The organism is Sphaerisporangium fuscum, from assembly GCF_018531465.1.
GTDB lineage: Bacteria > Actinomycetota > Actinomycetes > Streptosporangiales > Streptosporangiaceae > Sphaerisporangium > Sphaerisporangium fuscum.
Genome location: NZ_JAHDTF010000004.1, coordinates 394,221 through 411,388 on the forward strand (window position 1 = coordinate 394,221; position 17,168 = coordinate 411,388).

At 70.6% G+C, this 17,168-nt stretch carries 19 protein-coding genes; 12 read left to right on the forward strand and 7 right to left on the reverse strand.

Translation table 11 applies throughout. The annotated features are described in order from the left end of the window. Positions 1–36: 36 nt before the first annotated feature. Complete coding sequence (locus tag KIK05_RS06860; RefSeq protein WP_214409693.1) at positions 37–795, reverse strand: SDR family NAD(P)-dependent oxidoreductase; 759 nt, start codon at positions 793–795, stop codon at positions 37–39. Between the two features lie 26 nt (positions 796–821). Beyond that, positions 822–2,003: an MFS transporter gene (locus KIK05_RS06865; protein WP_214409694.1), complete on the reverse strand. Its 1,182-nt coding sequence runs from the start codon at positions 2,001–2,003 to the stop codon at positions 822–824. Positions 2,004–2,085: 82 nt separating this feature from the next. On the opposite strand from KIK05_RS06865, the gene KIK05_RS06870 reads away from it, so the two are divergent. Both KIK05_RS06870 and KIK05_RS06875 read left to right on the forward strand, forming a co-directional pair. After that, on the forward strand, positions 2,086–2,526 hold the full coding sequence (locus tag KIK05_RS06870) for a MarR family winged helix-turn-helix transcriptional regulator (RefSeq protein WP_214409695.1): 441 nt from the start codon (positions 2,086–2,088) through the stop codon (positions 2,524–2,526). A 128-nt stretch (positions 2,527–2,654) separates the two neighbouring features. Next, a complete protein-coding gene (locus KIK05_RS06875) occupies positions 2,655–3,521 on the forward strand; it encodes an isocitrate lyase/PEP mutase family protein (RefSeq protein WP_250562317.1) in 867 nt (288 codons plus the stop codon). Between the two features lie 41 nt (positions 3,522–3,562). Here the strand turns inward: KIK05_RS06875 and KIK05_RS06880 are convergent, their stop codons facing one another. Then, the gene (locus KIK05_RS06880) at positions 3,563–4,531 is read right to left on the reverse strand and encodes a GlxA family transcriptional regulator (RefSeq protein ID WP_308249783.1); all 969 of its coding nucleotides are present in this window, start codon (positions 4,529–4,531) and stop codon (positions 3,563–3,565) included. A 96-nt stretch (positions 4,532–4,627) separates the two neighbouring features. Here KIK05_RS06880 and KIK05_RS06885 point away from each other — a divergent pair, with 96 nt between their 5' ends. Further along, the gene (locus KIK05_RS06885) at positions 4,628–5,470 is read left to right on the forward strand and encodes a dienelactone hydrolase family protein (protein WP_250562318.1); all 843 of its coding nucleotides are present in this window, start codon (positions 4,628–4,630) and stop codon (positions 5,468–5,470) included. Positions 5,471–5,681: 211 nt separating this feature from the next. Next, a complete protein-coding gene (locus KIK05_RS06890; protein WP_214409697.1) occupies positions 5,682–6,410 on the forward strand; it encodes a dienelactone hydrolase family protein in 729 nt (242 codons plus the stop codon). A 129-nt stretch (positions 6,411–6,539) separates the two neighbouring features. Here KIK05_RS06890 and KIK05_RS06895 read toward each other — a convergent pair whose 3' ends face one another. Together KIK05_RS06895 and KIK05_RS06900 are read right to left on the reverse strand one after the other, a co-directional pair. Further along, on the reverse strand, positions 6,540–6,761 hold the full coding sequence (locus KIK05_RS06895; protein WP_214409698.1) for a DUF397 domain-containing protein: 222 nt from the start codon (positions 6,759–6,761) through the stop codon (positions 6,540–6,542). Further along, complete coding sequence (locus KIK05_RS06900; RefSeq protein WP_214409699.1) at positions 6,743–7,570, reverse strand: helix-turn-helix domain-containing protein; 828 nt, start codon at positions 7,568–7,570, stop codon at positions 6,743–6,745. The genes KIK05_RS06895 and KIK05_RS06900 overlap by 19 nt, the downstream gene beginning before the upstream one ends. A gap of 261 nt (positions 7,571–7,831) precedes the next feature. Here KIK05_RS06900 and KIK05_RS06905 point away from each other — a divergent pair, with 261 nt between their 5' ends. The 4 genes from KIK05_RS06905 (at position 7,832) to KIK05_RS06920 (ending at position 9,754) form a co-directional block, all read left to right on the forward strand. Then, entirely contained in the window at positions 7,832–8,104 is a 273-nt protein-coding gene (locus KIK05_RS06905; RefSeq protein WP_214409700.1) for a hypothetical protein, read from the forward strand. 5 nt (positions 8,105–8,109) lie between these two features. Next, complete coding sequence (locus KIK05_RS06910; RefSeq protein ID WP_250562399.1) at positions 8,110–8,535, forward strand: ATP-binding protein; 426 nt, start codon at positions 8,110–8,112, stop codon at positions 8,533–8,535. Positions 8,536–8,670: 135 nt separating this feature from the next. Next, a complete protein-coding gene (locus tag KIK05_RS06915) occupies positions 8,671–9,324 on the forward strand; it encodes a DUF433 domain-containing protein (RefSeq protein WP_308249784.1) in 654 nt (217 codons plus the stop codon). After that, positions 9,305–9,754, forward strand: a complete 450-nt coding sequence (locus tag KIK05_RS06920; RefSeq protein WP_308249785.1) for a PIN-like domain-containing protein — start codon at positions 9,305–9,307, stop codon at positions 9,752–9,754. The genes KIK05_RS06915 and KIK05_RS06920 overlap by 20 nt, the downstream gene beginning before the upstream one ends. A 132-nt stretch (positions 9,755–9,886) precedes the next feature. On the opposite strand, the gene KIK05_RS06925 is transcribed toward KIK05_RS06920, so the two are convergent. Further along, the gene (locus KIK05_RS06925; protein WP_214409703.1) at positions 9,887–10,198 is read right to left on the reverse strand and encodes an ArsR/SmtB family transcription factor; all 312 of its coding nucleotides are present in this window, start codon (positions 10,196–10,198) and stop codon (positions 9,887–9,889) included. Between the two features lie 110 nt (positions 10,199–10,308). Here KIK05_RS06925 and KIK05_RS06930 point away from each other — a divergent pair, with 110 nt between their 5' ends. From KIK05_RS06930 to KIK05_RS06945, 4 genes are all read left to right on the forward strand, one after another. Continuing rightward, positions 10,309–11,502 carry an MFS transporter gene (locus tag KIK05_RS06930; protein WP_214409704.1) on the forward strand — a complete coding sequence of 398 codons (1,194 nt, stop codon included), beginning with the start codon at positions 10,309–10,311 and terminating at the stop codon, positions 11,500–11,502. A gap of 91 nt (positions 11,503–11,593) precedes the next feature. Then, entirely contained in the window at positions 11,594–12,364 is a 771-nt protein-coding gene (locus tag KIK05_RS06935; protein ID WP_214409705.1) for an SDR family oxidoreductase, read from the forward strand. A gap of 137 nt (positions 12,365–12,501) precedes the next feature. After that, positions 12,502–15,387, forward strand: a complete 2,886-nt coding sequence (locus KIK05_RS06940; protein ID WP_214409706.1) for an ATP-binding protein — start codon at positions 12,502–12,504, stop codon at positions 15,385–15,387. A gap of 86 nt (positions 15,388–15,473) precedes the next feature. Beyond that, positions 15,474–16,658 carry an FAD-dependent monooxygenase gene (locus tag KIK05_RS06945; RefSeq protein WP_214409707.1) on the forward strand — a complete coding sequence of 395 codons (1,185 nt, stop codon included), beginning with the start codon at positions 15,474–15,476 and terminating at the stop codon, positions 16,656–16,658. A gap of 8 nt (positions 16,659–16,666) precedes the next feature. On the opposite strand, the gene KIK05_RS06950 is transcribed toward KIK05_RS06945, so the two are convergent. Next, the gene (locus KIK05_RS06950) at positions 16,667–17,083 is read right to left on the reverse strand and encodes a DUF6010 family protein (protein ID WP_214409708.1); all 417 of its coding nucleotides are present in this window, start codon (positions 17,081–17,083) and stop codon (positions 16,667–16,669) included. Positions 17,084–17,168 lie beyond the last annotated feature (85 nt).

The window sequence follows — 17,168 nt, forward strand, 5'->3', positions numbered from 1 at the left end:
GACGCCGGTCGGATTCGGACGTGACCCCCGTCGATTTCATGACAGGTAGCCGCCGTCGATGTCGAGGACGGCGCCGGTGACGAAGGAGGCGTTCGGACCGGCCAGGAAGGCGATGCCGGCCGCGATCTCCTCTGGGGTGCCGAAGCGTCCCATCGCGTTGGCGGCACGCTGGACGTCGGCGAAGGGACTGTGCGGCGGGTTCATGTCGGTGGCCACCGAGCCGGGTTGGACGACGTTGACCGTGATGCCGCGCGGCCCGAGGTCGCGGGCGGCTCCCTTGGTGTAGCCGACGATGGCGGCCTTGGTGGCGACGTAATCGGCCACGCCGGGGAACCCGGGCCGGGTGGCCTGCATGGAGCCGACGGTGATGATGCGTCCGCCGTCCCGCAGGACGACGGCGGCGGCTCGGATGGCGGCGGCGACCCCGCCCAGGTTGACGGCCAGTTGCCGGTCGAGGGCGGCCAGGTCGGCCTCGGTGTCGTCGACTCTGCCGGTGACGAACACCGCGGCGTTGTTGACCAGGATGTCGAGCCGGCCGAAATCGGCGGCCACACGGCGCACCAGGTCGGCGACCTGGCGCGGGTCGCTCTGGTCGGCCCGGTGGGCGGCGGCGCGCCCGCCCGCGCGTTCGATGGCGGTGACCACGCCGTCGGCCTTGCCGCCGGAGGCGGTGTAGCTGATCGCCACCGCGGCGCCGCCGGCCGCGAGCGCGCGGGCGGTCGCCGCGCCGATGCCTCGCGATCCGCCGGTGACCAGGGCGACCTTGCCGTGCAGAGGCTGTTGCGTCGTGTCCATGGGTGATCTGTTTCCTTGTGCGATCGTCAGCGGTGGGCGGCCGGTTCCTGCGGGGTGGGTGCGGCGGCGGGACGGCGGTCGCGTCCCAGCGAGTAGAGCGCGACGAGCAGGCCCACGACGGTGAGGACGGCGGCGACCGGGTAGATCGAACGCGGTCCGGGGCCGTCGATGAGCCGTCCGCCGAGCCATCCGGCGAACGCGGCGGCGAGTTGGAAGCCGGAGGCGTTGACGGCGATGGCCAGGGTGGGGGCGGCTTGGGCGGTGGCCACCACGCGGGTCTGCATGCCCGGAACGATCGCGAACGCCAGGACGCCCAGCACGAACCACAGCACCGCGGCGGAGACCTGGTGGACACCGGCCACCCAGCCGGCCGCGAGCACGCCCGCCAGGACGGTCAGCAGGCCGGCCAGCGAGGGCATGAGGGCCTTGTCGGCCAGCCATCCGCCCAGGAAGTTTCCGATGACGGCGCCGGCTCCGTACACCAGCAGCAGCACCGGCACCGCCCCCTCGGAGAACCCGCTGACATCGGTGGCCAGCGGTGCCAGGAAGCTGAAGACGGTGACGACCCCCAGGTTCCCCGCCAAGGTCAGGGCGATGGCCAGAACGACGTCCCGCCCGGCGAACACGCGCAGCTCGCCCACCAGCGAGCCGACGGCCGGTGCGGGCTGGTCGGGGACCGATCGCAGCACCAGGACCAGGGCGGCGGCGCTGAACACGGCCACGGCGGCGAAGATCGCCCGCCAGCCGAAGTTGTGGCCGATGAAGGTGCCCAGCGGAGTGCCGGCGACGATCCCCAGGTTCATGCCCAGCGTCAGCCGCGCCACGGTGGAGGCCTGCCTGCCCTCGGGGGCGGTGGAGATGGCGGTGGAGATCGCGACGGCGAAGAAGGTGGCCACGACCAGACCGGCGACGAAGCGCGCGGCCAGCAGGACCGGGTAGGTGGGGGCGAGGGCCGAGGCGGCGTTCCCGGCGACGGAGGTGGCGACGAGCCCAGCGATGAGCGGCCGGCGGGGCAGCCGCGCGGTCAGTGTGGTGACCACCGGCCCTCCGACGATCATGCCGAGGGCGTAGGCGCTGACCAGCAGCCCCGCCGCCGGGACGGACACCGACAACTCGCGTGCCACGTCCGGCAGGATCCCGGCGATGACGAACTCTCCGGTGGTCAGGCCGAAGACCACCAGCATGAGAGAGAAGACCAGAAGCGGCATGGCATCGCCCCAATTTGATTCGAGCTCGTATGTTCCGAGTCATAACTATCATGACTCGAAACAGTTCGACTACACTGGCGGCATGGCGGAGCGACGTGACGCGGTGGCGGACCCGGAGACGGAGGGGCAGATCGACCGGGACGTGTGCAAGCTGATCCACCGGTTCACCCAGAAGCTGGACACCCACGTGCGCGCCGTCGCCGACGAACTGGCTCTGACCCCCACCCAGGTGATCGCGCTGCGAGAGCTGTCGGACCCGATCACCGCGCGCGAACTGGCCAAGCGGATGGTCTGCGAGGCCTCCAACGCCACATTCGTTCTCGACCGGCTGGAACAGCAGGGCCTGATCGAGCGGCGGCCTCACCCGACCGACCGGCGCGCCAAGCAGATCGTGCTCACACCCGCGGGCGAACGCCGCCGGGCCGACGTTCTGGAACGACTGAACGCCCACTCGCCGCTGGCCACGCTCAGCCCCACGCAACAGGAATCCCTGCGCGACCTGCTCAAAGCCCTCGTCGCCTGAAGAAACCGCGGTCGCGGCGACAGATGGGCGCGCCTGGACCGCCAAGGAGCTGATCGCCGGCCGATGCACCCCCGGCCTGTCCGAATATGTCCGGCCAGGCCGGGTGGCCCCCGGTAGCGTGGAGCACCATGACCACAGACCCGATGACAGGAACCTCCATGCGCGACCAGGTGCGTCAAGCGAAGATCTTCGCCGGCCTCCACACTTCCGGAGACCCGTTGCTGCTGCCCAACGCCTGGGATGTCGCCTCGGCGGTCACGATCGCGGGTGCCGGAGCGAAGGCCGTCGCCACCACCAGTGCGGGCGTCGCATGGTCGCTCGGTGTGCCCGACGGCGCGGACCTGGGGGCCGAGCGCGCCGCGGCGGTCGTCGAGCGCATCGCCGCCGCGGTGCCGGTGCCGGTCAGCGCGGACATCGAGGCCGGCTACGGGCACGAGCCCGAGGCCGTGGCCGCCACCATGACCGCCGTCGTGCGGGCCGGCGCCGTCGGTGTGAACATCGAGGACCGCTCGGGGCGCGCCGGCGCCGCGCTGTTCGATCCCGCCGAGCAGGCCGAACGGCTCCGCGCGGCCCGCGCCGCCGCCGACCGCCTCGGGGTGCCGGTGTGGATCAACGCGCGCACCGACGTGTTCCTCGCGGGCTCGGGTTCCGTTCGCGAGCGGGTGCGGGAGACCCTGCGGCGCGCGGCCGTGTACGCCGAAGCGGGGGCCGACAGCCTGTTCATGCCCGGACTGATCGACCTCGACGCGGTCGCCGAACTCGCGGCCGGACCCTTGCCGATCGCGGTGATGGCCTGGGCGGGCGCGCCGTCCGTGCGGGAGTTCGCCGCCGCCGGCGCGGTACGCGTCAGCCTCGGCGCCGCCATCGCGCAGGCGGCCTACGCCGTGGCCGCCCGCGCGACGGCCGAGCTGCTCGGCAAGGGCACCTACGACTCCACGGCCGACGGCATCCCCTACGACGAGACCAACCGCATCCTCGCGACCGACCACCTCTGATCGTCCCGCCGCCGGGGCCGAGCGGGCCTGAGCATCCGGTCTCAGTCGACCCGGCGAAAGGCCGCGCGGTAGTCCCTCGGGCGTCGTCCGGTGTGCTTGGCGAAGAGGGCTGCGAACGTGCCGGGGTCGCCGTATCCGACCGCGGCGGAGATGTCGGCGACGGTTCGGTCCGTGGTCTCCAGGAGGTGGCGGGCGCGACGGACACGCGACGACTGCAGGTACTCCAGCGGGCTCTGGCCGGTATCGGCCGCGAAGCGCCGCAGCAGCGTCCTGGTGCTGACCCTGAACGTGTCCGACAACGCGGCGAGGTCGTACGGAGCGGCAAGGTTCTGGTCGAGCCGTCGCATGACCTTGTGGGAGAACTCGTTTCCGGGCTGCGGGAGAAATCGCGCGTCGACGTACGGAGTCTGGGACGATCGCGCGTCGTCGACGAGCGCCACCCGGGCGGTGGTCCGTGCCACGCCGGCACCGCTGTGCCGGCGGATCAGATCCAGCGCGAAGTCGTACATGGCGCTGAAGGCCGCCGTCGTCGTCACCCCCGAGTCGGTGACGACCAGGCGCTCAGGCCGGACGTCGGCGTCCGGGCAGCGTCGAGCCAGTTCGTCCGCGAGGAGCCAGGCCGTCGTAGCACGGCGTCCGTCGAGGAGACCGGCCTCGGCGAGCAGGAACGCTCCGACACAGATCGAGACGACGACGGTGCCCGCGGCGGCGTGTGCGCGGATCGCCGCGATCTCAGGGGCGAGGGGTGCGAGCTTCGCGTCCACGTCGAGGCCCGGCGCGAGCTCGAACCCCGGCACGACAAGGACATCCACCTCGCGCAGCGGTGAGATGTCCAACGCCGCGCCACCCGACGCGGTGACACGACGACGAGGCGAGACGATCGACACCTCGTACGCGGAGCCGCCCGGTCCGGCAACGTGCGTGGCCATCGTCAGGAGATCGGGCACGCCGAACACCTCGGACGCGAAGCAGCCCGGATAGGCCAGGACACCGACCCGCAGCGCGCTCACGCTCGCCTCCTCACCACCCGTGCATGGCGAGATTACCTGCATATGTGGCGATCCCGCCCCTCACCTCGTACGGGGGCATCGGGCCACGCTGTCGCCATGAGCGCTGCCAACGGACGACTCGACGACATGATCACGGACTTCTCCCGGCGACTCGTGGACGTGGAGGGGGTGGTGAAGACCGTGTACGCCGCGGGTTCCGGCCCGGCCGTCGTGGTGATGCCGGAGATGCCCGGCATCAGTCCCGACGTCCTTCGACTGGCGCGGTGGGTGCGGGACGCGGGCTTCACCGTCTACGTCCCCTCACTCTTCGGGATCGACGGCGCCTATCCCACGGCCGAGGAGGGTACGGAGGTCGTGCGCCGCGCGTGTGTCAGTGCCGAGTTCCGCGCGTTCGCCGGGGGCGGCACCAGCCCGGTCACGGCATGGCTGCGCGGCCTGGCGCGCCAGGCCCATGCCGAATGCGGCGGCCCGGGAGTCGGCGCGATCGGACTGTGCTTCACCGGCAACTTCGCTCTCACCATGGCGCTCGAGCCGGCCGTCATCGCGCCAGTGGTCAACCACCCGTCGCTGCCGCTGGACGACCCTGCCGGACTCGAGATCAGCGACGAGGACGCGCGGGCGGTCCGGGACCGCATCGCGCGCGACGGACTGAAGGTGCTCGCCTACCGCTTCGACGACGACCGCTGGTGCACCGGCCGGCGCTTCGCCGCCTACCGGGCACTCCTCGGTGACGCCTTCGACGGCCGTGTTCTTCCGGGCGGTTCCGCGAACACGAGCCCGCCACCGTTCTTCCGCGACGTGGTCGGGACCCCCCACAGCGTTGTCACCGCCCACCTCGTCGACGAGGAAGGACATCCCACGCTGAAGGCCAGGGACGAGATCATCGCCTTCCTGGCCGGCCGCTTGAACCCGCTCGGACACTCCGAGACATCCGGCTGAGCGGCGCAACGGTCGCCGGCGCGATCGGCGATCAGATCCGGTCCGCCCCATCGGGACGCGAGTGATGATCTTTTGATATCTTCGGCGTCGCCGTGCACCACCGCACATCCGAGGAGGTGAGACCGATCAACGCTGTGACACGTCGGGGCTCCCTCCTTCGCATGGCCTAGGGAGCGCCCGTCCAAGGCACCCCGAAAGGCTTGAAACGCTGATGCGCTTCATTTCCCAGACGTCGTCGGACGGCGTCACCGAACAGTTCTTCACCCTCGGCGAGATCCCCGGTGTGCTGTGGACGCCGGAAGGCGCCCGCGGCACTCGTCCCCTGATCCTGCTGGGCCACGGCGGCGGGCAGCACAAGATGGCCCCCGGCATCGTGGCCCACGCGCGCCGCTACGCCGTCGAAGGCTTCGCGGTCGTCGCGATCGACGCACCCGGCCACGGGGAGCGGCCCAGGACCGAGGAGTTCGCCCGGATCGTGGCCGAGATGCGGGCCGGCATGGCAGCCGGTGAGAACCCGGGCGCGCTGGTCGCCGGCATGCACGGCCACCTGGCCGGTCAGGCCGTCGCGGACTGGCAGGCGGTCCTGACCGCGGTCCAGCTCCTCGACCACGTCGGCACCGGTCCGGTGGGCTACTGCGGCATGTCGATGGGCTGCGGTCTCGGCATCCCGCTCATCGTCGCGGAGCCCCGGATCCGCGCCGCGGTGCTGGGCCTGCTCGGCGTGCACGGACTGGCCGAAGACGCCGCGCGGATGACCGTACCGGTGCAGTTCCTGGTCCAGTGGGACGACCAGTTGGTGCCGCGGGACCAGAGCCTGGCGTTGTTCGATGCCCTGGCCTCGGCTGAGAAGACGCTGCATGCCAATCCCGGCAAGCACGGGGATGTGCCGTCGTTCGAAGTGGACAGCTCGCTGGGTTTCCTCACCCGGCATCTGAGCTGACCCGACATCGCAGTGCCCGGCGCGCCGGCCGGAACCCGTTCCCGGCCAGCGCGTACATGGTCACAGGGCGAGCGTCGCCTGACGCGGCACCGGTCCCCGCTCGCCACGCCGGCAGGCGGGATGGCCTGATCAGTGGCCGGCCGTGAAGGCGAGTATGCCGTTCTTGATGCCGCCGAGGAGCGACCGCCATTCACCAGGGGAGAAGACGACGACAGGCCCGCCGGGATTCTTGCTGTCGCGGACGGCTACGAGCCCGGGGAGGTTGGTGGCGACCTCGACGCAGTTCCCGCCATTCTCGCCACTGCGGGAACTCTTCTTCCACGTGGCCATGGTCAGGTCTGGTGCTTCCATTGGTCTCGCGCTTCCTTGATCATTTCGACGGATTGACCAGGACGGTACGCCTCTGCTCGTATCTTGTCATATCTCGCCCAGATGAGCGCGACGAACTTGTGGTCCGTTGACACTTCCCCCTCTCCTGCGGAGTCCACGGATACCGCAGTTGGTGCGTCTGGGAGTTCGGCGATGATGAAGCTCGACTGCCAGCCCGTTGTGCAAGTGGTGTCATAAGGGACAACCTGCACCGTTACGTTCTGAAGCGCGGCCATGGTTACGAGGTGGTCGAGTTGTTCGTACATGACTCTGGCTCCGCCGACAGGGCGGCGAAGTATCCACTCATCGAGTAGCACCCAAAGGGTGGGGGGTTTCTCGACGTCGAGAATCACCTTCCGTCGCATGCGGGCCGCGACTTGCTGTTCGATCTCCTCCTCGGTGGTGGCGAGGCCGCCACGGAAGATGGCCCGCGCGTAGTCCTCGGTCTGGAGAAGCCCGGGAACCAATAGGGGATCCCAGCTCCGCATCACGTGCGCGCGAGGTTCGATCTCATCCGTCCAGCGGAGGTACCAGCCCGGACCGGCTGGAGAGGTGATATTGCGGCATAGTCGGGAAAAACGGTCTCCCGTCCCGAAGATGCGATCGCATCCGGCGGCAAACTCCGGTTTTGGAGTTCTGTCCCCTTTTTCAATGTGTGCGACAAGTGATGACGAGCAGTCCAGGTGCTTGCCGAGCCGTATCTGTGTAAGACCTGCCGCCTTTCGAACTCGAGCCAGCTCCCTTCCGAAGCGCTGAAGTGGCGTCAAGCGCGGATCAAGGTCGTTCGACATTCCGTTCCTTCGCTGCTGTCCTCTCGGTGTGACACCTATTTGACGAAACTTGACGAGGCTCTCCTTGTGGTGGGGCACTTTGGGATCCGATTGTCCACCGATCTCACCTCCGGTCAAGCCATTTCGTCGGCACTCTGAAAGTCGCGGGAGCTGTCACTGCGTGGATGTGACAGTAATCGGACAAATTGGCGCACATGTCGAAGGGCGTTTGACAGGAAAGGCTCTCGCGTGTGCGCGGATCCGGAGAGGTGGGCGGTGAACGTGGGCACCGATACGGCGCAGTACTCCCAACAACAATTCATTCACCTGGTTCGGCTGGCCTGGGAGCTGCGGTTGCGGGGACTGGGAGCGGCCGTGGAGCTGAAGGTGAAGAAGGAGCCGGTCCTTCTGGTGCCGCGTTCCTCGGCTGCGCTGAGGGTCATGGCGGTGTCCCGCAAGGGGATGTGGTTCTTCACGTGGGGGCGGGGCGAGGGGCAGAGGGTGCGGGCCCTGGCGGAGGACGCGGCGGAGCGGGTCTGGGAGGTCGCGCAGTGAGGACCATGGATCTCCTCGGCTCGGTCGAGCTGCTCGGCAGGCTCAGCTCGGTGGCGATCGCGCGGGCGTACGTGCGCATGGTGCTGTCACAGACCGGACGAGGAGAGGCGGACGACGTCGAGCTTCTGGTCGGGGAAGTGTTCGCGAACGCCGTGAAGTATTCGGAGTCGGGCAGCCGGCCGGGCGGCATGGTCAGCGTTCGGGTGTACGACGACGGCGAGACGATCCGCATAGAGGTGGTCGACGAGGGCTCGACCACCTCTGTCCCGATGATCCCGGCGCAGGCCGACCCGTTGAGCGAGAGCGGACGTGGTCTCTGGCTGGTCAGGGAGCTGTCCTCGGCGTGGGGCTGGACACAGACCGGGACGAGCCGGACGGTCTGGTTCGAGATGATGACGTCCTCTCCTCTGGGATCAGGAACAGTCGGATAAGTACTTCAAAGGGACTTCCACGGCGCCATTGCATCGCCGACGTGCCCGAACACACATGAGTCTCAGTGAGATGTTTGCGATGATGGCTCGGTAGCCGGGCTTGCGCCGGTCACGACGCGAGAGGAGGTGAAGCGGGTGTCCTACAGTCCGAAGCTGGCCGCAGCGTTGTCGGGGGCCACGCTTCGCCAGCTGGCTCACTGGCGGAGGGCCGGTTCGGGCCGCGGAGCGGTACTCGTGCCAGAGATTTCCGATGTGCGGCCCATCCTCTATTCGTTCCGAGACGTCGTAGCGCTACGAACATGCGTCAGGCTGCGCAACGACGCGTCATTGCAGAAGATCCGGCGGGCCTTGGACACGCTGCGGGACGATCTAGATGAATGTGAGCATCTATCGGCATACCGGCTCGTGGCCGACGGCAGCACGATCTACCTGGTGGAACACGAACGGGCGACCGACCTCGTACACCAGAAAGCGCACCTCGTCATTCACGACATGGTCGACGTGCTCCGCCCCTTCTATCGCGATGGCCGGCACATTCCGGATCTACTGCAGCCACGCGAGCACGTGACCCTCGATCCGGGAGTCCGTGGTGGCGTCCCGGTGATCGAAGGAACCCGCATCCCATACGACGATGTGGCGGCGCTGCTACGGGACGGTGTTCCCGCCGATCGGATCTCCGAGTACTACCCGAATGTCACCGCATCGGCCGCGAGAGACGCGGCGGACTTCGCCGATTACGTCGACAGCTACGAACCTTCCAGGGAGCCCCGTGAGGCTGTTGCTGGATGAGAACGTCCCCAAGCAACTGCGTCAGGCGCTCGATGCCTTCATCCTGAACCACGAGATCACGCATCTGCTGGAGCTTCCGGGCTGGTCGGGGACCCGTGACGAGAGTCTTTATGCTCGTGCGGCGGCCGAGGGTTTCCATGTGATCTTGACCAATGACGGCCGGCAGATGCGGCGCGAGCGAGAAGTGGCCGCCATCAGGGTTTCTGGGCTGCATCGGATCGAGTACCCGCACAGACACGCAGGTTTGACTGGATTGAGCATCGCGATCGCGACGGTGGCCGCAGGTCTGCCAGGAGCGCTGGCGCTGCTCGAAGAAGCGGACGGTCAGCGCTTGATCGCATTACGAGGAATAGACCCGACCCCGTCGAACCGACTCCATGTGGTCGATCCGAAGATCTCCCCTCCCAAGTTCTGGTTCAGCTCCTTGTGAACCTGATCCCACCGGCGAACCCCATCACGGAATCGACCGACTCGGTGAGCCGTGAGGAAGGATCAGGTCGCCTTCCGCCGCTGCCGGTCGCTCAGATCACCGGCCCGCCGTGCCGTTGCCTCGGCTCGGGGCTCACTGGGTGGGGCGGCGTGGTGGGGTCGCGGTGAGGATCGAGGCCAGCAGGCCGGGGAAGCGGCGCTCCAGATCCTCCTTGCGCAGCCGGCTCGGGCGCGCCGTGCCGTCGATGCGCGTGGAGACGATGCCGCTGTGACGCAGGACGTTGACGTGGTGGGACACCGTCGAGACCTTCACGGGCAGGTCGAGCGCGGTGCACGTGGACTCGTCCGTCTGGTCGAGCAGCTGCACGATGCGTAGCCGCATCGGGTCGGCCAACGCCTGCAGCACCGTGGACACGTCGATCTCGTCGAGGTCCGGCTGAGCCATCCAGGTCTCCACCGCGTCACTCCTCCCGACAGCCGTACCCCTTTACGATACTCGTCGGAATAGTATTACGATCTGGATCGTAATTAACGACGTCTATCGGAGGATGCGTCATGGCCTCGACGCTGCACACCGACCCACCTCTCACGCGCTGGCGGCCACATGCCGCCGTCCTGGCCTTCGGGGCGTTCGCCGTCGGCACCGACGGCTTCGTGGTCGCCGGTCTACTGCCGCCCATCGCCACATCCCTGCACGTCAGCGTGGCGGCGGCCGGACAGCTGGTGACCGTGTTCGCGATCGCGTACGCGGTGTTCGCGCCCGTGCTCGCCGCCCTGACGGCGTCGTGGCCGCGACGCCGGGTCCTGGTCACGGCCCTCACGCTCTTCGCCGTCGGCAACGCCGTCACGGCGCTCGCGCCCGGCTTCGGCCTCATCCTGGCGTCCCGGGTGATCGCCGGCGCGGGCGCCGCCATGTTCACCGCCACCGCGAGCGCCACCGCGGCCATGCTGGCGGGCGAGCGCGAACGCGGGCGGGCGATCTCGATCGTGATGCTCGGAATGACGTCCTCGCTGGTCCTGGGCGCCCCCCTGGGCACGGTGATCGGCGGCTTGCTGGACTGGCGCATCACGATGTGGGTGGTCACCGCCCTGGCGCTGCTCGCGGTGCCGGCCATCGCCTGGCGCCTTCCCCCGGTACACGGCAACGGCAGCCGCGGACTGCGGGCCTTCCTGGCCCCCCTGCGCGATCGGCGGATCATCGCCGTGCTGGCCACGACCGTCGTGGCGTTCGTGGGCATCTACATCCCGTACACGTACATCAGCGAGATCTTCGCCCCCGCCGCCTCGGGCGGCTCGACGCTGGCCGTCCTGCTGCTGGCCTTCGGCCTGGCCGGCACGGCGGGCAATCTCACCGCCGGCCGCCTCGCCGATCGGTACGGCCCACGGCGCGTGATCGTGATCGTGACGCTCACCCTGGCCGCCGCCTTCGTCCTCACCCCGCTGGGACGCGACACGCTCGCGGCGGCCGTGGTGGCCGTCGTGGTGACCGGTTTCCTCTCGTTCTCGGTCACCACACCACAGCAGCACCTGATGATCACCATGGCGGGGCCGGGCTCCGGGATGGTCACCTCCCTCTACCAGTCGGCGCTCTATCTCGCCGTGTCGTTGTCGGGCGCCCTGGGGGCGTTCGGGCTCGAATGGCAGGGCGCGGCCCGCCTGCCGTGGCTGGCCGCGCTGCTGATGCTGGCCGCCGCGGTGCTCACGGCCGTCACGGCGCGGCGGTCGCCTTCGCCGCCGCCGAGCCGGTGAGCCGGTGGTGAGCGGGCGGTGAGCGGGCGTCGCGAAGGTTGACCTCGTCGCCGGGTCCAAGGGGATCGGGCACTGAGCGAGGAGCTGACAGATGGGCATGCTGACCGGGAAGACGGCGCTGGTGACGGGCGGTTCGCGGGGGATCGGGCGGGCGACCGCGCTGCGGCTGGGCGCCGAGGGCGCGCTGGTCGCCGTCCACTACGGCGGCGACGAGGGTGCGGCGAAGGAGACCGTGGCGCGGATCGAGGAGGGCGGCGGGCAGGCCTTCTCCGTCCGGGCCCGGTTCGGTGAGGACGGCGCGGTGGACCGGCTGTTCGAGGGCGTGACCGCCGGACTGGCGGGACGCGGGCTCGACATCCTGGTCAACAACGCGGGCATCGCTTCGAGCAAGCCGATCGCCCAGGTCACCCAGGAGGAGTTCGAGAGGGTTCTCGCGGTCAACGTCGCCACGCCCTTCTTCGTGATCCAGCGGGCGTTGCCGCTGCTGAACGACGGCGGCCGCATCGTCAACATGGGCTCGACCGCCAGCAGGTTCGCGGTGTCCACCCAGATCGCGTACACCATCAGCAAGGCGGCGCTGGAGTCGATGGCCCCGTCGCTGGCCAACGAGCTCGGCCGGCGGGGCATCACGGTGAACACGGTCGCGCCCGGCGCGGTGCGCACGGACATGACCGCCGGCTACGCCTCGATCCCCGAGGTGGTCGCCGGGATCGAGGCGATCACCGCGCTCGGGCGGCTCGGTGAGCCGGAGGACATCGCCGACGTCGTCGCCTTCCTGGCGGGCCCGCAGGGCCGCTGGGTGACCGGCCAGACCGTCGACGTCTCGGGCGGCACCTACCTCGGGCCGATCGCCTTCGCCTGACGACAGGGCCTCGGCGGTACGCGGGAGGTGTACGGCCGCTTGGTGCCGGCGGTACGCGCAAGTCGTACGGCCGCGTCATCTGGGCGTACGCACCTCAGGCCGATCGCCGGGCCGCGTACCCGTGGATAATCGCCCGCATGCGGTTCGGAATACTCGGTGAGACCCGGGCGTGGCGTGACGACGGGACCGAGCTTTCGTTGGGAGGGCCGGCGCGCCGGGCCCTGCTGGCCCTGCTGCTGGTCCGCCCCGGCGAGGTCGTGTCGGCCGACCGGCTGGCCGACGAGATCGACCCGGCCGGGGCACTGTCGGCGCACTCGCTGCAGTCCCAGGTGTCCAGGTTGCGTGCGGCCCTCGGCCCCGAGGCCGCGATCGAGCGGGCCGGGGCGGGGTACCGCATCGTGGTCCCGCATGACGACGTGGACGCCTGCCGCTTCGAGCGGCTGGCCGGGGACGGCCGCGCCGCGCTCCGCGACGGCGACGCCGGACGGGCGGTCGCGCTCCTGCGGGAGGCCCTGCGGCTGTGGCGGGGGCCCGCGCTGGCCGACCTCGCCGAGAGCGAGACGGCCCAGGCCGCCGCCGTACGGCTGGAGGAGCAGCGCCTCGGAGCGCTGGAAGACCGGATCGAGGGGGAGCTGCGGCTCGGCGAGCACCGGGCGGCCGTACCCGAGCTGCGCGAGCTCGTGGGCCGCCATCCACTGCGGGAACGGCCGGCGGCCCTGCTGATGCGGGCACTGTTCGCCGACGGCGGGCAGGCCGCGGCGCTGGCGGTGTACGAGGAGACCCGGCGGCACCTGGCCGACGAGCTCGGCGCCGATCCGTCGGCGGAACTGGTCGCGCTCCACCACGAGCTGCTGACCGCCGACCCGTCGCCGTCGCCCGCCGCGCCGCCCGCACAGCTGACGGCCTTCGTGGGCCGTGCCGAGGACGTCACCGAGGTCACCGGCCTGCTGCGCGTGGCCCGGCTGGTCACGCTGGCCGGCCCCGGCGGCGTCGGCAAGACCCGCCTGGCCGTCGAGGTCGCCGGGCTCGTCACCGACGACGTGTGCTTCGTCGAGCTGGCGCCGCTACGCGACGCGGCCGGGCTCACGCAGGCGCTGCTGGGCGCGCTCGGCCTGCGCGAGAACGGCCTCCAGATGGCCGCCGGCGGGCAGGCGCCGCTCGACCGTCTGATCGCGGCGCTGTCGGACCGGGTGCTGCTGCTCGTGCTGGACAACTGCGAGCACCTGGTCGACCAGGTCGCCGCGCTGGCGGCCCGGCTGCTCGCCGCCTGCCCGCGGCTGCGCGTGCTGGCCACGAGCCGGGAGCCGCTCGGCATCATCGGGGAGAACCTCCGGCAGGTTCGGCCGCTCGACGCCGACGCGGCCGTACAGCTGTTCACCGACCGCGCCGCCGCCGTGCGGCGCGGTTTCGCCGCCGACCCCGCGCTGGTACGGCGGATCTGCGCCGCCCTGGACGACCTGCCGCTGGCCATCGAGCTGGCGGCTGCGCGGCTGCGCACCCTCGACGTCGACGACCTCGCGGGACGGCTGGACGACCGGCTCGGCGTCGCGGCCCGGGGCAGCCGTACGGCCGATGAGCGGCACCGCACGCTGCGCGCGGTGGTCGCGTGGAGCTGGGACCTGCTGCCGGAGTCCGAGCAGGAGGCGGCGCGGCGGTTCACGGTCTTCGCCGGGGGCGCGACGGCCGCGTCCGCGCTGCGGGTGTGCGGCGCCGACGGCGAGACGCTGGAGTCGCTGGCCGACAAGTCGCTCCTGGAGGTCGCGGGCGGCCGCTACCGGATGCTGGAGACGATCCGGGCGTACGGCGCCGAACGGCTGGACGCGGCGGGCGAACTCGAGACCGTACGGCGGGCGCACGCCCGGCATCTCCTGGAGCTGCTCCGCGCCGCCGACCCGCATCTCCGGCGGGCCGAACAACTGGAGTGGATGCCGGTCCTCACGGCCGAGCACGGCGATCTCCTCGCGGCCCTGACCTGGGCGGTCGAGGCGCGGGAGGTGGAGATCGGCCTCGAACTGCTCGCCGCGGCCTCGACCTACCTGTGGATCCGCGGCGCGGCCGCGGCGGTCGCGCCGCAGGCGATCGCGCTGCTGGAGGTGATCGGCGAGGAGCCTCCGGCCGGACTGGGCGAGGAGTACGTGGCCTGCGTGCTGCTGGCGGCGTCCGGCGCCGCCGGGCGGCCGGTGTGGCGGCGGCACCGCGAACGGGCCGGGCAGGCCCTGGCGGCCGCCTGGCCCGGCGCCCGGCCGGGCCGATACCCGGCCGTCCTGTTGCTGTGGGTCATGCGGAACGTGGGCGAGGGCGACCTGCTGGACGCCTACACCCTCGTCTCGTCCCAGCGCGACTGCCCCGACCCGTGGGTGCGCGCGACCGCCATGTACGTCCTCGGATGGGGGAACCTCGGCGAGAGTGACACCGCCCAGGCCGAAAGCTTCTTCGGCGCGGCGCTGGACGGGTTCCGCGCGCTCGGCGAGCGGTGGGGCAGCGCGCTGGCCCTGGACTCGCTCGCCGCCCTGGCCGCCACCAGAGGCGATCGGGGGACGGCGGTCGCGCTGACCGACGAGGCGTTCACCCTCACCGAGCGGCTCGGCGCCCTGGAGGACGGTGCGGACCTGCTGGTCAACCGGGGTGACCACCTGGCCGGCGGCGACGTGGCGGCGGCCCGCGCCGACTACGGCCGGGCCGCGGCCCTCGCCCGCCGCGCCGGCAGCTCGGCCTCCCTGGCGGCGGCCCTGCGCGGGCTGGGGGACATCGCCCTGCTGGAGGGCGACCTGGCGGAGGCGGAGCGGCTGTACGGGGAGGCCGCCGAGAAGCTCGACCCGCACTGGGTCAGGAGCATCGGCAACCGGGTGCGGGCCCTGGCCGGGCTGGGCCGTGTCGCCGAGGCGCGCGGCGACCACGCCGGAGCCCGGAAGCGCTACCGGGAGGCGGCCGAGTCGGCGGCGGTGATGGGCGGCCCCCTACCCGATGTGCTCCGCATGATGGGCCTCCCCGAGAGCGTCGTCGAAGCGGTGAGCACTCGCTAGCGGGCTGAAGGGCTGGGTGAGCCGGCGGTGAAGGCGGTGAGCGCGCGGTGAGGGCGCGGTGAGTGGTCCGGTGGAGGCTCTGGGGCATGGAGAACACCAACGTCCTGATCTCCGGCGCCTCCGTCGCCGGCCCCGCCCTCGCCTACTGGCTCCACCGGCACGGTTTCAAGGCGACCATCGTGGAGCGCGCCCCCGCTCTCCGTGACGGCGGGTACGCCGTCGACTTCAGGGGTGTGGCGCACCTGACCGTCCTGCGCCGCATGGGGATCCTGGCCGACCTCGAACGCGCCCGCACCGGCGTGGGCGCCATGTCGTACGTGAACAGCGCCGGAAAGGAGCAGGCCAAGATGCCCGCCGACCTGTTCGCCGGCGACATCGAGATCCTCCGGGGCGACCTGGCGCGGATCCTCTACGAGGCGACCAGAGACCACACCGAGTACATCTTCGGCGACTCGATCAGCTCGCTCACCGAGGACGCCGACGGCGTGTACGTCACCTTCGAGCGCGGCGCGCCCCGCAGGTTCGACCTGGTGATCGGTGCCGACGGGCTGCACTCCGTCACCCGCAGGCTGACCTTCGGCCCGGAGGAACAGTTCGTCAAGCACCTCGGCGTGTACTGCGCGATCTTCACCACGGCCAACCACCTGGGGCTCGACCACACCGGGCACGGCTATCGCACCGCGGGCAAACTGGTCGCGATGTACAGCTCCCGGCACAACACCGAGGCCAAGGCCGTCTTCTACTTCGCCTCCCCGCAACTGGACCTCGACCGCGGCGACGTCGCGCGGCAGCAGGCCGTCCTCACCGAGCACTTCGCGGGCAACGGCTGGCAGAGCGACCGGCTGCTGCACGACATGCGGTACGCCTCCGACTTCTACTTCGACTCGGTCAGCCAGGTCCACATGGACCGCTGGAGCCGCGGCCGGGTGGCCCTGGCCGGGGACGCCGCCTACTGCCCGTCGTCCCTGTCGGGCATGGGCTCCGGGCTCGCCCTGGTCGGCGCGTACGTCCTGGCGGGCGAGCTCGCCGCCGCGCGCGGCGACCACCGTGTCGCCTTCGCCCGCTACGAGGAGGAGATGCGGGCGTACGCGGAGGGCTGCCAGAAGATGGGCGACGGCGTCGCCTCGCTGATGGTGCCCAGCAGCCGGCTCCTGGCCGGGTTCCTCAACCGGTACTACAAGGTGATGCCGTACCTGCCGGGCAGGAACCTGCCGGCCAAGATGGCCCGCAGGGCCGCCGAGAACATCGAACTGCGCGACTACCGGGGCTGAGAGGTGTGTCAGGCGGCCTCGTCCACCGGCCGCCGCCGGGAGCGGACGAAGTCCAGCAGCGAGGGGCCGCCGCCGAAGCACCACAGGGCGATCACCGGGTCGCAGATGGCGCAGCCGAAGGACGAGGTGTGGAAGAAGGGGATGATCGGGCTGCCCTTGAGGTGGTGCACGACGTCCCACGCGGTGTGCAGCAGCCACGCGATGCCGATCCAGTTCCACGACTTCAGGCCGCGGTAGGCGCAGTAGGTGGCGACGACGGTGAAGGGGAACTCCCAGCCGCCCATGCCGCCGCCGCTGAGGTAGGCGGCTCCCGCCCCCGCCACCATGACGGCGTTGAACGGGCGGCGGTGCGGTTCGGGGATCAGCGACATGACCAGGGAGTAGATCAGGCCGACCAGAATCGCCGAGCCGACCTGCACGATCATTTGGCCGCCTCCGCGGGCGCGAAGCTCATGGGTGCGGGATCCGGGCCGGTGCCGGCGCAGACGGACGGGTTCACAATTCCTTCTC

Excerpts from the sequence above, each read along its gene's own strand:
- KIK05_RS06860 (WP_214409693.1), bottom strand. The coding sequence starts at position 795 with ATGGACACGACGCAACAGCCTCTGCACGGCAAGGTCGCCCTGGTCACC.
- KIK05_RS06865 (WP_214409694.1), bottom strand. The coding sequence starts at position 2,003 with ATGCCGCTTCTGGTCTTCTCTCTCATGCTGGTGGTCTTCGGCCTGACC.
- KIK05_RS06870 (WP_214409695.1), top strand. The coding sequence starts at position 2,086 with ATGGCGGAGCGACGTGACGCGGTGGCGGACCCGGAGACGGAGGGGCAG.
- KIK05_RS06875 (WP_250562317.1), top strand. The coding sequence starts at position 2,655 with ATGACCACAGACCCGATGACAGGAACCTCCATGCGCGACCAGGTGCGT.
- KIK05_RS06885 (WP_250562318.1), top strand. The coding sequence starts at position 4,628 with ATGAGCGCTGCCAACGGACGACTCGACGACATGATCACGGACTTCTCC.
- KIK05_RS06890 (WP_214409697.1), top strand. The coding sequence starts at position 5,682 with ATGCGCTTCATTTCCCAGACGTCGTCGGACGGCGTCACCGAACAGTTC.
- KIK05_RS06895 (WP_214409698.1), bottom strand. The coding sequence starts at position 6,761 with ATGGAAGCACCAGACCTGACCATGGCCACGTGGAAGAAGAGTTCCCGC.
- KIK05_RS06900 (WP_214409699.1), bottom strand. The coding sequence starts at position 7,570 with ATGTCGAACGACCTTGATCCGCGCTTGACGCCACTTCAGCGCTTCGGA.
- KIK05_RS06910 (WP_250562399.1), top strand. The coding sequence starts at position 8,110 with ATGGATCTCCTCGGCTCGGTCGAGCTGCTCGGCAGGCTCAGCTCGGTG.
- KIK05_RS06925 (WP_214409703.1), bottom strand. The coding sequence starts at position 10,198 with ATGGCTCAGCCGGACCTCGACGAGATCGACGTGTCCACGGTGCTGCAG.
- KIK05_RS06930 (WP_214409704.1), top strand. The coding sequence starts at position 10,309 with ATGGCCTCGACGCTGCACACCGACCCACCTCTCACGCGCTGGCGGCCA.
- KIK05_RS06935 (WP_214409705.1), top strand. The coding sequence starts at position 11,594 with ATGGGCATGCTGACCGGGAAGACGGCGCTGGTGACGGGCGGTTCGCGG.
- KIK05_RS06940 (WP_214409706.1), top strand. The coding sequence starts at position 12,502 with ATGCGGTTCGGAATACTCGGTGAGACCCGGGCGTGGCGTGACGACGGG.
- KIK05_RS06945 (WP_214409707.1), top strand. The coding sequence starts at position 15,474 with ATGGAGAACACCAACGTCCTGATCTCCGGCGCCTCCGTCGCCGGCCCC.
- KIK05_RS06950 (WP_214409708.1), bottom strand. The coding sequence starts at position 17,083 with ATGATCGTGCAGGTCGGCTCGGCGATTCTGGTCGGCCTGATCTACTCC.